The 15,469-nt window shown below is 37.9% G+C and carries 17 protein-coding genes and 1 pseudogene; 16 read left to right on the plus strand and 2 right to left on the minus strand.

From position 1 onward, the window contains the following. The 4 genes and pseudogenes from QSE00_RS25360 to QSE00_RS25190 all read left to right on the plus strand — a co-directional run. Positions 1–96: pseudogene (locus QSE00_RS25360) on the plus strand (IS982 family transposase); the annotation flags it as partial. Between the two features lie 352 nt (positions 97–448). Next, positions 449–1,462 carry a hypothetical protein gene (locus QSE00_RS10825; RefSeq protein WP_286105966.1) on the plus strand — a complete coding sequence of 338 codons (1,014 nt, stop codon included), beginning with the start codon at positions 449–451 and terminating at the stop codon, positions 1,460–1,462. A 277-nt stretch (positions 1,463–1,739) separates the two neighbouring features. Then, positions 1,740–1,907, plus strand: coding sequence for a DUF4256 domain-containing protein (locus QSE00_RS25185; protein ID WP_353477460.1), 168 nt, complete (start codon positions 1,740–1,742; stop codon positions 1,905–1,907). After that, positions 1,849–2,133, plus strand: coding sequence for a DUF4256 domain-containing protein (locus tag QSE00_RS25190; protein ID WP_353477461.1), 285 nt, complete (start codon positions 1,849–1,851; stop codon positions 2,131–2,133). The genes QSE00_RS25185 and QSE00_RS25190 overlap by 59 nt, the downstream gene beginning before the upstream one ends. A 191-nt stretch (positions 2,134–2,324) precedes the next feature. Here the strand turns inward: QSE00_RS25190 and QSE00_RS10835 are convergent, their stop codons facing one another. Beyond that, positions 2,325–2,648: a hypothetical protein gene (locus QSE00_RS10835; RefSeq protein WP_286105967.1), complete on the minus strand. Its 324-nt coding sequence runs from the start codon at positions 2,646–2,648 to the stop codon at positions 2,325–2,327. Positions 2,649–2,848: 200 nt separating this feature from the next. Here QSE00_RS10835 and QSE00_RS10840 point away from each other — a divergent pair, with 200 nt between their 5' ends. The 10 genes from QSE00_RS10840 (at position 2,849) to QSE00_RS10885 (ending at position 11,899) form a co-directional block, all read left to right on the plus strand. Further along, entirely contained in the window at positions 2,849–4,024 is a 1,176-nt protein-coding gene (locus QSE00_RS10840) for a Gfo/Idh/MocA family protein (protein WP_110356854.1), read from the plus strand. 137 nt (positions 4,025–4,161) lie between these two features. After that, complete coding sequence (locus QSE00_RS10845) at positions 4,162–4,560, plus strand: ACT domain-containing protein (protein ID WP_286105968.1); 399 nt, start codon at positions 4,162–4,164, stop codon at positions 4,558–4,560. A 198-nt stretch (positions 4,561–4,758) separates the two neighbouring features. Then, the gene (locus QSE00_RS10850; protein WP_286105969.1) at positions 4,759–5,871 is read left to right on the plus strand and encodes a glycoside hydrolase family 88/105 protein; all 1,113 of its coding nucleotides are present in this window, start codon (positions 4,759–4,761) and stop codon (positions 5,869–5,871) included. Between the two features lie 124 nt (positions 5,872–5,995). Continuing rightward, a complete protein-coding gene (locus QSE00_RS10855; protein ID WP_286105970.1) occupies positions 5,996–7,111 on the plus strand; it encodes a DUF2914 domain-containing protein in 1,116 nt (371 codons plus the stop codon). Positions 7,112–7,481: 370 nt separating this feature from the next. Next, a complete protein-coding gene (locus QSE00_RS10860) occupies positions 7,482–8,012 on the plus strand; it encodes a sigma-70 family RNA polymerase sigma factor (protein ID WP_181422898.1) in 531 nt (176 codons plus the stop codon). Positions 8,013–8,222: 210 nt separating this feature from the next. Further along, complete coding sequence (locus QSE00_RS10865; protein ID WP_286105971.1) at positions 8,223–8,918, plus strand: VOC family protein; 696 nt, start codon at positions 8,223–8,225, stop codon at positions 8,916–8,918. Positions 8,919–8,925: 7 nt separating this feature from the next. After that, positions 8,926–9,135 carry a hypothetical protein gene (locus tag QSE00_RS10870; protein ID WP_286105972.1) on the plus strand — a complete coding sequence of 70 codons (210 nt, stop codon included), beginning with the start codon at positions 8,926–8,928 and terminating at the stop codon, positions 9,133–9,135. A gap of 105 nt (positions 9,136–9,240) precedes the next feature. Continuing rightward, entirely contained in the window at positions 9,241–10,050 is an 810-nt protein-coding gene (locus QSE00_RS10875) for an amidohydrolase family protein (RefSeq protein ID WP_286105973.1), read from the plus strand. A 456-nt stretch (positions 10,051–10,506) separates the two neighbouring features. Further along, complete coding sequence (locus QSE00_RS10880) at positions 10,507–10,929, plus strand: DoxX family protein (RefSeq protein WP_110356847.1); 423 nt, start codon at positions 10,507–10,509, stop codon at positions 10,927–10,929. 61 nt (positions 10,930–10,990) lie between these two features. Continuing rightward, entirely contained in the window at positions 10,991–11,899 is a 909-nt protein-coding gene (locus QSE00_RS10885) for a metallophosphoesterase (RefSeq protein ID WP_286105974.1), read from the plus strand. 145 nt (positions 11,900–12,044) lie between these two features. Here the strand turns inward: QSE00_RS10885 and QSE00_RS10890 are convergent, their stop codons facing one another. Next, a complete protein-coding gene (locus tag QSE00_RS10890; protein WP_286105975.1) occupies positions 12,045–12,524 on the minus strand; it encodes a Dps family protein in 480 nt (159 codons plus the stop codon). Positions 12,525–12,827: 303 nt separating this feature from the next. Here QSE00_RS10890 and QSE00_RS10895 point away from each other — a divergent pair, with 303 nt between their 5' ends. Next, positions 12,828–14,072 (plus strand): efflux RND transporter periplasmic adaptor subunit, encoded by a 1,245-nt coding sequence (locus QSE00_RS10895; protein ID WP_110356844.1) that lies wholly within the window; start codon positions 12,828–12,830, stop codon positions 14,070–14,072. Positions 14,073–14,076: 4 nt separating this feature from the next. Beyond that, positions 14,077–15,447, plus strand: a complete 1,371-nt coding sequence (locus QSE00_RS10900) for an ABC transporter permease (protein ID WP_286105976.1) — start codon at positions 14,077–14,079, stop codon at positions 15,445–15,447. The last annotated feature ends 22 nt before the right edge of the window (positions 15,448–15,469 follow it).

Genomic DNA, 15,469 nt, shown 5'->3' on the forward strand with positions numbered 1-15,469 from the left:
AACTTCATCACAAATATGGTTTCCGGACTCATTGCATATGCCTTTTACCCAACAAAACCAAACATCAATATAGACAACCTTCAAAGAATTGGATAGTCCTTATATCGAACTCACGTTAAATTAGGTGTTAATTTCTATTTAAAATCTGGATGGAAAGCCGTATCCGAAGGAATCTCAAAGGAAGGGGTGTATATTTTATTTAAGTACCATATTTCCAATTTGTAATTGATTAAAGACAGTATACCACTGTGATCATCCCTAAGGCCTGAAGTTCAAAATTGAAGCCGTAAAACAAAGCTTAAATATCTATAAAGTTGGAATCGCATAAAATGGTCTACCCACTAAAACAAGGACATATTGCATTTTTTAGATTTATGATAATTTGTATATTTATCAAGTTGTCAATAATTTAACCCTGACTTTTCGTCTAAAACAACCAAAGTTTCACATGTGGAAAAACAATTACTTTTTTCGGATTTTATTCCTAGGTTTTCTATTTATTATTATTTCCTCCTTTAATCATTCAATTCCCGTCCTTTCTGAAAGTAAGGACACACAGACACAATCGTTGGTTTTTAATACAGATGGCTTATACAACGCAGAGTTCTACGATTATATTTTTAGAGGGCATTTTGAAAATATTGATATAAAACGCGAGGACATGCCATTCCTTATGATTTTCGAACAATACCTAAGAGCTTTTGGCAGGCAATGTCCCAGCTACCTCCCAGAGGACAAGGTAGAGATTATGGAACAGGTTTGTGCCGTGGAGGAGGTTTCCAAAAATATATATGGAGATGTACTTAGTAGGGTTTGTGTAGAATATAAATGGGTAGGCACCGGCCTTTTTGCCCGTCCAGATCTGTATAACGCCAAAACCGAGGTTGAAAATATCCAGAGATCCGATGCCCTTCGTACCACCATGGAAATGATCTTGGATCCAAATTCAATGGGGAATTCCGTTGATTTAATGCATCAAGCCAAAGGGCTTAAAAATGATATGCTTCAGATCTTTAAGATAAACAGCTGTAATAGTCCCGGGGTGCGAAGATTTGAAGAGAACCTAAAACTATTTGCCTTGAACAAACCCTCGATCCGCATGGAGGCCCTTAGTAAATACGCCACTATGAAAAAATCTGGAGGACCTACGGGATCACAGGATTTCAATAAGTTGATCGATGACCTTGTAACCAACCAATCCAAAACCTGGTCGTTCAATCGCTATACTCCCGGAAGTATTTCAGCTGTATCGGTGATGTCCAAAGACAGCCAAGGGAGACCTAAATCCTTAAAGGCCAATTATAGTTATTCTGGTTTTGGCAGTAGCAATCAAGGTTGGGTGAGAATCGACTTTAACAATGGTTTGCCCAATTGCATTTATTTCTTTGATTTTCCCAACAATTGTAAAACTCCCAATAGCAGTATAGTTGCCTCGTATGCACAGGGGGATTATGGAAGATAGTTTTATTCCCAAGCTTTCCAAGATATCCCTAAAATGATGAAAATGGGTTATTTTTATTTCAAATTGAAAGGAGTTCACCATCGCCTATAGCTAATGGCCCCTAAAAATTTGTCCATTCATGATAAAAAAGATATTACCTACAAAAGAACGGACCACATTACTGGAAGTTTTAAAAGACCGTTTTTATCAAAACCTGCATCGGCACAAAAGCCTTGATTGACAGGCCATAGAAAATAAACTCATTGACAACCCAGGTAAACGTTGGACACTTATAAAAATGGAAAAACCAGTGGTGAACCAGATGTTGTGGATTTTGATGAAGCAAGTGGTGATTACGTTTATTGATTGCTCAGCTGAAAGTCCCGTAGGAATAAGAAGTGCCTGCTATGATCAAGGGGCACAAGAATCCAGAAAAAAAATTCAAGCCCGAACAAAATACCTGTGAAATGGCTGTGGGAGTCCAAATGATAACCGAGAAAGACTATAGAACACTACAAAAACTAGGGAAATTTGATACAAAAACCTCTAACTGGATACATACTCCTACCAATATTAGACAAATTGGAGGAGCTCATTTTACCAATTATAGGTATGTCCATATATTCATTTATCATAATGGTGCAGATTCCTATTATGCCGCTAGAGGATTCCAGGGCTCATTGAGAGTTTGACCCAAACTAAATTGTATGGGCAGGAGATTATGTACATTACATCCTAATACTAAAGACGGTGGGCTGGGAGAAGATCAACATTCCCTCACTTTCCCTGCTTTCCTTTACTAAGACATACCAAACAAAACGGCAAAAAAAAAGATAATCAGTCTCAATTATTTATAGTTTTCTTTCGTTGTCTCATTTTGAAATTAAACACCTAAGCATGCACCGAAATCCGGACAAATACGTGGTAAAATAATCCAAACATGAATAAAAAATAGAACAATAAAAAGAAACCCTATTAACAAGGCATGACTAATATACACCTCATCCCCTGCGGGTTTAATTTTTGGCCACATCAAACCAAAACTCCCTGTAACGAATAAAAAGAAAGGGACACCCGAGAAAAAAATAAGGAAGGGCAGACCAAATTGGTCTTTCAAAGCACCATAGAAAACATAACCGATTATAATCGATAGAATTATTAAAAACCAGTAAATTTTTTTAGTTGTACCATAGTTAATATTGGACATAATATTTGATTTTTGAATTATTTTATTCTAAAAGTATTTATTAATCGGTTTATTTTAAATGATAATTATCATACCACTATGAACAGAGCTTAATAGCTTGTTGACATATATAGCGGATTCCTCTAATAGAGAATGAATATCCCTTTTTACCGATAATTCAAAGTTTAAACTTATATTTCAAAAACTTAAAACCAAAACAAATGTCATTCAATAGACGTAAATTTATAAGTCAATCCTTTGCTTCAGTAGCAGGAATAGCTGGAGCAGCCATGATCCCGACCCACCTTTTTGGCCACAACTTACATAATACCTCGAGACCGGAAGAAATTAAATTACCATCCAATAAACCGTCCAAAATCAAGGAATCCATTAAATTTTCGGTTATAGGATTGAACCATGGCCATATATACGGTATGGTAGACTCCTTAATTAACGGAGGTGGAAGTTTGGTGGCCGTTTATGCCAAGGAACCTGAATTATTGCAGCAATTCATTAAACGATACCCTAAAGTAAAAATCGCAAAAAGCGAAAATGAAATTATTGAGGACAACAGAATTCAGCTCGTGGCCAGCGCTTCCATTCCTATAGAAAGGGCTCCTCTAGGAATTCGAGTAATGCAATCCGGAAAGGATTTTATGGCGGACAAACCAGGTATCCTTACCTTGGAACAGTTGAAAGAAGTAAAAAAAGTACAAAAGGAAACAAAGCGAATCTATTCAATAGTCTATAGTGAGCGCTTAGGAAATCCGGCCTCTGTAAAAGCTGCAGAACTAGTAAGCGCAGGAGCTATAGGAAAGGTTGTTCAGACAATTGGACTAGGGCCCCATCGTATGCGACCCGAAACTCGTGCCGAATGGTTTTTTGATCCTAACAAAGCAGGAGGAATCTTATGTGATATAGGTTCCCACCAGTGCGATCAATTTCTTTTTTACACCAACTCCCAACAAGCGGAAGTCAATTATTCGCAAATTGGAAATTTTAAGAATTTACATAATCCTACCTACCAGGATTTTGGGGATATGAGCGTAAGAAGTCCGCACGCTACCGGCTACATCAGGATCGACTGGTTTACACCTGACGGCCTGGGCACTTGGGGGGATGGCCGTACCTTTATTTTGGGGACTGAAGGCTATATAGAAATGAGAAAATATATAGACATTGCAGGCCGAGAAGGTGGTAATCACCTATTTTTAGTGAACCAGAAAGAAACAAAATATTACGATTGTTCCAATATCTATATGCCCTATGGCGAACAATTGGTAAACGATGTGGTGCAACGAACGGAAACCGCTATGACCCAAGACCATTGTTTCCTAGCCACTGAATTGGCTTTAATTGGACAACAACGGGCCCATAAAATAAATGTTGGATTATAGATATTTCCACTGCGTAATGGGGATTCAAATCCATTCCTTTTGGGAAAGTTGATACCAAACATGGTAATTAATTAAAAGTGAACATTATATTTCAATTGAATAGGCTATTATTTATGTACCTCAAAAATTTAAAATAGATGATTGGAGAAACCAATATGTCTAAGTTAATAAATAACATGTCTCCCCAATTAAATAAGGGCGAGTACGTTTTTTGTACAGTGGATGATATAAGTACCGTGGATCGAAAGGATACGATAGGTGAGTTCAAGGAAAATGAAGGGACCACTATTATAATCGATAAGATCAAGGCAGACCACTTACAGCTTCCCTACGAATACGTAGCCTCTTGGATTACCTTAAAAATTCATTCCTCTTTGGAAGCAGTTGGTTTAACTGCCGCGTTTTCCGCAGCTTTGACCAAAAATGACATAAGCTGCAATGTCATTGCCGGATATTACCACGACCACATTTTTGTGGATACCAAAGATTCGGAAAAAGCAATGCAGGTCCTTACCGCCCTATCAAAAAGTAAATAGTACCATTGTTGCCCTATACATTCTAAAATTATAATTCATCCCAATTCCGGGTTTTACAATATATTGCCCCGATACCTATCATCCTCATTAAATTTATAAGGAGGTACCGACCTTAATTTCACAATTCAGTGGTACATTATTTTTACTATCTTGCCTGTCTAATAGCGTAAGAATATTCAACACAAAAATACTTTACCAATGAACAAATCAAATACTATAATAGCTTTTCTAATGCTCGTTTTAACTGCGCATACACATGCACAGGAAATAAATCCGTCCGAAGTTACCAAAGTCATGGAAAAAGTGGCCAACTGGCAGATAGATAATTTCCAGGGGTTGTACAGTGGACATGACAAACCACATCACCCTTTGGATTGGACCAACGGGGCCTTGTACGTGGGAATGGTAAAATGGGCGGCTATGGCCAATAATGACAAATATTATGAGTGGCTCAAAGACATTGGGCAAAAGCATGAATGGCAATTGCACAGTAGAAAATACCATGCAGATGATCATACCGTTGGGCAATTGTATATTGATCTTTACAGAAAGTATCAGGACAAGGCTATGATAGAACCCACCAAAGAACAGTTTAATTTTATAATGTACCATCCTTCGCAAAGTTCCCTTCACTGGAATACCCCTTTTCACCAGGATCGTTGGAATTGGTGTGACGCCCTTTTTATGTCCCCACCAGTCTGGGCAAAATTGTATAATGTAACCGGTGATAAAAAATACCTGGATTTCATGTTGACAGAATTCAAAGCCACCACCGATTTTCTTTTCGATAAAAAAGAAAGCCTATACTATAGGGACGAAAACTATATGGGTAAATTGGACAACGGCACTAAGATATTTTGGTCCAGGGGCAACGGTTGGGTATTTGCCGGACTCGTTAATGTAATGAACGAATTGGATCCTCAAAGCAAGGAGTACAAATATTTCCTGAATATATACAAAAAAATGGCTGCCAAACTCCTGAAAATCCAGACGCCCGAAGGCCACTGGGCTATGAGTTTATTGGGGCAGAAATTTTATCCCACTCCAGAGACCAGTGGAACCGCATTTAATGTTTATGGTCTGGCCTGGGGCATAAACCAGGGCATTTTGGATAAGACCACTTATGCCCCTTCTGTAAAGAAGGGATGGAACACCTTAATAAGCCATGTTACCCCTGAAGGCATGCTAGGTTATGTTCAGCCTATTGGTGCCGCACCTGGCAAGGCTTGGGCCGACAAGACTGAAGTTTATGGTACGGGAGCCTTTCTTAGCGCAGGAACGGAAGTTTATAAGTTATACGGTGGAAAATAAGGTTTCCTTAATTAGATCATAAAATTAATTTACGCCAAATCTTAAGGTGGTAGAAGCAAAAACTTGTTGATACGGGTTATTGAAATTGCCTTTTGTGCTATAAATTTACGTATTCAACAATGGGATGAAAAGAAGCTTGGTACAGTTTAGGAATAGCCGGTTACTCGGATTTATCAGAAAGCATGAAAAATACGCTCCCATCCTATTTTTCATTGGGGGGTTTATATTTGACACCCTTACCTTAGGACGCATAGATAGGTTATACGACCTTAGCGTACTCTGCCTGCACATGACCTCGTTGACCATTACCCTCTATCTTTACAACCTAGCCGATGATGGTAAATGGAACAATACCATACTTGATAGGTTTAAAGAATACTATCCATTGGCCATACAATTTTTCTTTGGTGGACTCTCCAGTGCCTATGTTATTTATTTTTCACGTAGCGTATCCATGTCCAAAACGGTCTTCTTCCTGATCATACTCCTTGTACTATTATTTGCAAATGAAATTCTAAAAAAAAGAATATCCAATAAATACTTACAATTCAGTGTATATTTTTTTATCAGTTTTACTTTTTTTACCTTTATGGTGCCTGTGCTGATCAAGGAAATGAGTCCCAATATTTTTATACTTTCGGGTCTCTTAAGTTTATTCAGTACGCTGGCTCTTATCGCTATTATTTATCGTGCAAGTCCAAGTACAAGATCCGAAATACACCTGGGGAAACTCATAGGGATTGTGTTTTTCATATACATTATTATCAACACATTCTATTTTTTCAAGCTTATCCCACCGGTACCCCTAGCCCTAAGCAATGGCATAGTAGCCCATCAAGTTACAAAAGACAACAACAACTACCTTGTTACCTACGAAACGGATGATTGGTATGTGTTCTGGAGAAAGCACAGACTAAAATTTATACAGAAACCCAATGAAAATGTATATGTGTTTTCATCCATATTTGCTCCTACCAGCTTAAAGAAAACAGTTTTTCATCGTTGGAAATGGTATAATGATGCTACCCAGGACTGGGAAATTATAGAGGATATTGGTTACGATATTACTGGAGGGCGTGATGGCGGTTATAGGGGATATACCTACAAGAACAATATAAAGGAAGGCTTGTGGAAAGTAGAGGTACTTACCCAGGAGGAATTGGTTTTGGGCATCATTGATTTTGAGGTGGTTACCAGTGTCTCCGTGCAACCGAAAAGGATAAGACAAAATATTTTTTGAGCTTCAGTGTTTTTTATATACGGTAATGATTACAAAGTATATTGGACATCCTATCATGGAAATTTTAGGGGTAATTCTCGTAAGAATATAATCCTGAAGCGTGTTTAGCCTTTATCTTTTATCAACCTGCCAAAATATCACACAAAATCACCCATTTTTTTGTATCCTTTTTGGCCAAAGTTGGTCTCCTTAATAAACTTTAAATCTTTTAGAAATGAATAATTGTAAATGTATCCAATGCGAATGCACCAAATGTAATTGTGAGAACTGTTTGGAAAAAAATTGTCCTTGCAGTAAATGCGATTGTAGCAAATGTGAATGTTGTTAAAAAAAGGTTGGTCTTTCAAGGCCAACCTCGTATATTATACTTATGAAGATTGAAACGGCAGACATTTGGAAAAAACACTATAGCGAAATTTACTTTTTTATTTTGAAAAAAGTAAAAGATGAGGAAGCAACTAGAGAGATAATTCAGAACGCCTTCCTTAAAATCCATCAAAAAATAAACACCTTAAAGGACTCGGAAAAAGTTAGGGCATGGGTATTTACTATTGTTAGAAATGAAATTGCCAATCATTACCACCTTACCTCCAAAGCCGTGCATCATAACCCTAGGTATGAAATTTCATCCACTAACGACGGTCATCAGGAATTCTGTTGTTTTGATCGGTTTGTAACCAACTTACCCCAAGCTTACAAAGAAGCAATTCATTTGGTGTACCTACAGGGCAAAACCCAAAGGGCAGCGGCAGAAGAATTGGGAATTAGCTTGGCCAACGTTAAAGCAAGGATTAGACGTGCAAAATCACTTCTTATCCATAACTTTAATGAATGCTGTAAATTTGAAATAAATGTGGCGGGCAAACTTACAGGTGACTCCAACTGTAGTATTTGCGAATAGTCTCCTAACTTTCCGTAACCTATGTACAGGTTGAATGTTCAATATTTATTATCTTAGGGGAAGCAGAAGTTTGATCTAAGATCCATTTATTGGCACCGCCAAAGGGTATAGTACCCCGAGGCTTGCCTCGAAAATTAAAGTTCGTTTCCTCCGAATGTCTCGCGGGCTTGCCCCGAGGTAGTTTACATTGCCGGCTAAGATAACCTAAGAATGAAGATTAAGGAACTGACCCTATACACTTCCCATATTGGGAGGCAAGCTGAGTTTTACTCTCAAGTGTTGGGATTGGTAGTAGTGAAAAAATCTCCCAAAAATATTTCCTTTCAAATTGGCCATACCCTACTCCATTTTGAACTAAAAAAAACGGCTACACCTTATCATTTTGCTATCAATATCCCTGCCAATAAAGAGGAAGAAGCATTGCTATGGCTCAAATCCAGACTGACCATTTTGAAAGACGGCCAAGATGACATTATCAATTTCACGGCCTGGAATGCAAGAGCCATCTACTTTTACGACCCGGACAAAAATATTGTGGAGCTTATAGCGCGTAAAAACTTAAGAAATGGATCGGAACGGAATTTTGGACCGGAACTGTTCCTGGGAATTTCGGAAATTGGAATCCCTACTAGTAATATTGAAAACGTTTTTAGTATCTTAAGGGATGCTATGGGAATTGGGATCTATGATGGAGGGTTTGGAAATTTTTGTGCCATGGGGGATGAATATGGATTATTTATATGTATTGACAAAGCCCATAGAAGATGGTTCCCTACCAATGACAAAGCCTTTCCTTCCGAGTTTGAACTAGTATTACAAGAGAAAGGAAAACAGTACCATGTGGAATTCAACAATGAATGTATAAAGGTCGTTAGACTTAATAATCCAAACACCCAGAAAAAATGATAGGCCAATGCGAAAAATAAACTATCCCCTGCTTGTAATTGTTGCCAGTACCATACTGATCATTGTGAATTTCATCAGCTCTTGGGACAAAAGGGACTTTGTTTTTTGGGGCCGGATTATATCATTGATACTGTTGATTATTGCCATGGTAATTACAATTCACGAAACCAAAAAGAATCAGGAAAAAAGAGGATATAATAAGTCGGACAAATTATAAAAATTCCAAATACATAACTACTGCCGAACACTAAAAAACAAACTGTTACCTATGAAACCCTTTGAAAAAAAAAGGAAATATCCCTAAAAATATAACTGAAATTTTATGATAATAGACGTCCACACACATATCAACAACTACCATGAAGACAGGGTAGTCTCCCTGGAAGAATGCCTAAACCTACTAACCGAAACCATGCAGGAAAATAAGGTAGATTATTCTTTGGTGTTATCCTCCTATAAGGTAAACGAACATAGGCCCAGTACCAAGAAGGTTGTGGAGGCCATTAGTGGACGGGATAATCTTGGGGTGGTTGCGGGCATCAGTTATTTGAACTACACCCATAGGGACTTAAGGGAAATAAGTGAATTTCTGGATGAGGGGCTGATAAAAGGCCTAAAACTTTACCCAGGCTATGAACCTTTCTACCCTAATGATAAAAGGCTACAAATAGTTTATGACATGGCAGTGGAATACGACATCCCGGTTATGTTTCATTCCGGGGACACTTACTCACCAACGGGAAGAATCAAATACTCCCACCCCATACACATAGATGATGTAGCCGTAGATTTTCCGGACCTTAAAATAGTCATCTGCCATGTGGGCAATCCCTGGATAAAAGATTGTATGGAGGTGGTTTACAAGAACAAAAATGTCTATAGCGATGTTTCTGGGCTGGTATTGGGCAATTTCTCATATAAATTTGAGAGGTTTATGAAAAATGAATTGGAGGAAATGATTACCTACGCCGGAAATCCACAGTATCTCTTGTATGGTACGGACTGGCCTATATCCAATATGAATTCCTATCTCAATTTTATGAAACAATTGGATCTACCTGAAGAGAAGAAAGAACTTATCCTTTGGAAGAATGCTGCCAATCTTTTTAAGATCGATGTAACCAAGTTGTAAAACCTTGCTTCAATTTATTAAAATTCAGTAGGGGTACCTCCTATTTATTTCTGTACACATGTATTTGTACAATTCCAGGCTCAAAGCTTTGATACTTCCTCTTCAGCTTTTTGCACTTGGGCATTGGAAGCCTAATGACGACAAAGTAGATATTGCCAATGTAGTGCCCTGAAGCTTCCTGGAATAAACATATCCACATCCATTGAACAATAGTAGTCTATAGGTTTGTCTTAAAATGCTATTGAAACGTCCAAGCGGCAGTATAGCAGAAACGGAAGAACTTGGAGTTTAAAAATTCTAGGGGCTGCCAAAGTTCGGGTTATCCATTTTGGGTACAGGTCAGTTCCCAACAAAATAAGCCTGAAATACACACTAGTTGTTAAATAGCCTCCATCAATTTTTTTATATTTCATTAAAAATGAGTACCTTAGAATAGGCATCATTAATATTACAATTATGGCGACCATTAAATCTTTAAACAAATGGGCCAATGCACATACTTATTATCCCTTGGATTTATTAAGGGTTGCATTGGGTGTTTTTCTATTTTTGAAAGGGGTGGATTTTATGTCCAATCATCAACAAATGGCAGAAATAATTAAACCCTTCCAAGACATTTCGGGAGGTATGTTGATTATGCATTATGTGGCACCGGCACATTTTGTAGGTGGTTTTTTATTGGTAATAGGTTTACTGACCCGTTGGGCGGTATTGGCACAATTACCGATTCTTTTAGGTGCGGTAGTGGTAAATTTTTTAGGGGAAATGAATACAAGAAACTTAGTCTTGGCCTCCATTACTTTGTTGGTATGTGTATTCTTTCTGTTTTATGGTTCTGGTAAACATTCCACTGATTATTATTTAAAAATGCAGAAATAAGATAATTTACCCCGTAATTAAATTATATTTAAGATCTAATTTTTTACGGTTCCGCCTTATCATGCCAAATACTATCATAGGTCCTAAATTCAAAAAACCCAATTGTAAACATTGGATTTTTTGGGGAATGGTCTTGTTCCTTTTTTCATGCAAGAACGGCCAATTTTCCAAATCTACAAATGATGACATAACCAAAGAGAACACTATTATCTCCTTTACAGCTATTGGCGATGTTCCCTACGATGAAAAACAGCGTGATGGATTGATCGATATTATTTACAAACACAATAACATGGATCCTTCCGAATTTGTTGTTCATGTTGGAGACATAAAACCAGGTGCCCTGGAATGCGACGAAAATGTATATCAGGAAGTTTCCAGTATCCTAAAGACCTTTGAGGTACCCACCTTTATCGTCTTGGGAGACAATGAATATAACGACTGTACGGATCCACAACAAGGATTGAAATACTGGAATAAGTACTTCCTTCATTTTAATGAAAATTGGCGTTTTGAGCCAACGGTAACCTATCAGTCCGGACGTAAGGAAAATTTTAGTTGGGAATCGGGGAAGGTTTTGTTTGTTGGTCTTAACCTGGTAGGAAGCAAAGTACATGATTCCTTGGAATGGAAAAACCGACTGACCCAAAATGGTCTATGGATCAAAAAACTTGTGGCAGAAAAAAAATCCAAGGTGTCTGCCATGGTGGTCTTTGGCCATGCAAATATGGTGGAAGGTGGTCCCGATAAGTTTAAAACCTTTACGGATCTGTTTCGATCTGCCGCAGATACATTTAACAAACCGGTTCTAATGGTTCAGGGCGATGGCCATTTTTGGATAAAGGATAAGCCTTGGAAGGAACAAAATATTACCCGCTTACAAATAGATGGACGTGATACGGCTGTAAAAATTACGGTAAATACCGATCTTGATTACCCCTTTTCATTCGATAGGCATTTTTTGGATTGAACCTCCTAAAAACAATAATCATCCCCAAGATGGAAAGTACTTTGGACATCACATGTCAAAAGAATCCATACTGGGGATGATCTGTAAAATCTAAAATCCATTCATAGACTATGGCCCCGTATTAAGAGAGCCATAATCCTGTGGATTAAATTTCCTCGGCCAACCAAGCTTTCATCATCCAGACAGTTTTTTCTTGCTGGGTAATAAACTCGCTCATCATAGAATTGGTACCTTCATCCGAAGCTTCGTCCGAGGCATCCAAGATATTCCTTTCTATTACAAGTAACTGGGACAATGAATCAACAATAAGTCTTATAGCATCCTCATCCTTCGTTATGTTTTTACCAACAGGTACCTTTGAACTACTAATATAATCTTCAAAGGTGTGTAAAGGAACACCTCCCAACGTAAGTATACGTTCCGCAATTTCATCTACCTTGGTGTTGGCATCGGTATACAATTCTTCAAATTTGATATGGAGGTCAAAAAATCGCTTCCCTTTTATATTCCAATGAATTCCCCTAAGATTCTGATAATAGCGTTGGAAATTGGCCAATAACTGATTTAAATCCTTACTTATCGATTTTGATTTGGCAACATCCAAACCTATACTGTTTAATTGCATATTATATCTTTTTTGTTATACCACTAAATTACAAAAAAACCCCTCCTGATGCAGCTTTAATTTATTGATAGTTATTATAAGTGTATAGTAATATACGATAGGAAAAAAGTAAGGTTTATCATTGGTACGATAATTGATGATAATACCAATAATTTAACATAAATTTTCAATGTAATTTAAATTTTAAATCCTTTTGCAAATATTTTTATGATTAATTAAGAAAATAATAACACAATAATCTCTTGTATATAGAGGTACTGGATTAAATTTGAGTCCCCCACCCTTTAACTAAACCACCTAACAATGAATAAAAAGAAACTACTCCTATTCGGTATCCCAATTGTTCTTATTCTTGCAGGTTACACCTTGTTCGGGAATACTGCAGATGAAGATGTAGCCATTACCACCAAAGTGGTCAAAGGCGAATTCTTAAATGAAGTTATCATTTCAGGTGAGGCCCAATCTACCAGTTTAAAAAAAATTAATGGCCCGGACGACATACGGAAATTTAAACTGCGGGATGTTAAAATTCAAGACCTAATTCCGGAAGGTTCCCTGGTAAAGGAAGGCGATTATGTAGGCCGATTGGATCCCTCGGAGGTGAATGAACAAATTTTGGATGCACAATTAAATTTGGAAACTGCCCAGTCCAAATACACTCAAGAGCAGTTAGACACAACCCTAACCTTAAAACAGGAACGGACAGCCATAAAAGATTTGCTATTTGATATCCAAGAAAATAAGTTGGAGCTTAAACAGTCTATTTATGAGCCACCTGCTACCATAAAAAAGTTGGAGATCAATATTGAGCGATTAGAACGGGATTTAAAGGAGAAAACCGAGGATTACAAAATTAAGGAACAAAAAGCCATGGCCAAGATGGTGGAAGTGGGAACTGAAGTATCCAAAATAAGCAAAATGTTGGAGGAACTCAGGAATCTTCAAAAATCCTTCACCATTCATTCCGATGCCAATGGAATGGTAACCTACGCTAAAAACTGGGATGGGACCAAAAGAAAGGTTGGGTCGTCCATTAGCATGTGGGACCCCGCAATAGCAACCTTACCCGACCTTACAAAAATGGAATCAAAGACCTATGCCAACGAGGTAGACATAAGAAAGATAAAAAAAGACCTTCCTGTAATTATCGGTTTTGATGCTTTTCCAGATGTAACGGTCAAAGGAACCATTACCAACGTGGCCAATGTTGGGGAAGAAAAACGAGGGTCGGATATTAAGTTATTTCAGGTACTGATAAACTTTGACGAGAATAATGAAAATGTCAGGCCTGGGATGACTACCTCCAATAGAATCCTGATCCATAAGGAAGAAGAGGTTCTAATGATACCGTTGGAAGCCGTATTTTCCCAAGATTCCATAAGTTTTGTGTACGCCAAGTCCGGCCTCTCCATCGATAAAAAAGAAATTGAGATGGGCGAATCCAATTTGGATGTGGTAATTGTAAAAAAGGGTTTAAATGAGAACGAAGTTGTGTATCTGAGCAAACCAGAAGGATTGGAAGAAAAGGGCATACTGTCTTTAAATTAGATTCATGATAGACAAGATACTTCTAGAACAGGTTGTCTCCAATTTCAGGGAAGCCATTCGCGTGGTGACGATCAACAAGGTTAGAACGTTTTTAACAGCATTGGGTATCATTTTTGGTGTGGCAGCAGTAATTACAATGCTGTCCATAGGCAATGGGGCGGAAAAGGAAATTCTGGCGCAATTGGAACTGGTAGGCGTCAACAACATTGTAGTAACACCAATACCTGATGAAGAGGATGAAAGCAGTAGTGAGGACGAGGAAGGTGCACAGGAAACCACACGATTCTCCAAAGGTTTGGATCTCTTGGATGTAGCTAGTATAGCCAATAATATTCCTACTATAAAAGCCATTAGTCCGGAAATAATTTTAGAAACCTATGTTATTAATAAGGGTAGGCAAAATTCGGTGAAATTAATAGGGGTCACCAACTCCTTTTTTGAAACTTCCAATATTCATTTAGGAAAAGGAAGCAACTTCTCCCAAGAACATTTGATAAATGCTTCTTCAGTCTGTATCATTGGTGAAAAGGTAGAAAAGAAGTTGTTCCCAGGTGAAAGTGCCATTGGTAAGCAAATCAAGGTAAAGGACGTTTGGCTTAAGGTTATTGGCATAATAGAGGAAAAACTCATTTCTGAAAAGGCACAGGAGAATTTGGGAATTCGAGACCTTAACCAGGATATCTATATTCCTGTAAAGACCTTTTTGGTTCGATATAAGGATAGAAAGATCATATCGGAACAACCCCTGGATTTTAGTGGCGGAGGTATGATCATCATTAGTGGTGCCAATAATGGGCCCAAGAAAAAAATTCCTAGGGGCAATTACCACCAATTGGATAAATTAACGGTACAGGTAAATAACTCCAATGAGCTTAAAGCAACTGCGGAAGTATTGAGTAAACTTCTCAAAAGAAAACATAACGAGGTGTTGGATTTTGAAATTACCATCCCTATACAATTGCTAAAACAACAGCAGAAAACTAAACAGATATTCAATATTGTTCTCAGTGTTATTGCTGGGATATCACTACTAATTGGTGGTATAGGCATTATGAATATTATGTTGGCCTCCGTACTGGAACGAACTAAAGAGATAGGTATCATGAGGGCCATTGGTGCCACCAAGCAAGATGTAATTCTACAGTTTTTATCCGAATCCGTCCTCATCAGTTTGGGCGGAGGTATAATAGGCATAATATTGGGAATCGTGGCATCGTATGGATTGGAACTGGCAACGGGTATTGAAACCATTCTTTCATTGAACTCCATTGTTTTGTCTTTTTTTGTAGCCACCTTCATAGGGCTGGCGTTTGGAGTTTTACCTGCCAAATCGGCCGCCAACAAAAATCCCATAGAAGCCATAAGACGTGAATAATGGAAACCCCAATAGCATCAAA

Origin of the sequence: Arenibacter flavimaris, assembly GCF_030291335.1 — a bacterium.
Taxonomy (GTDB): domain Bacteria; phylum Bacteroidota; class Bacteroidia; order Flavobacteriales; family Flavobacteriaceae; genus Arenibacter.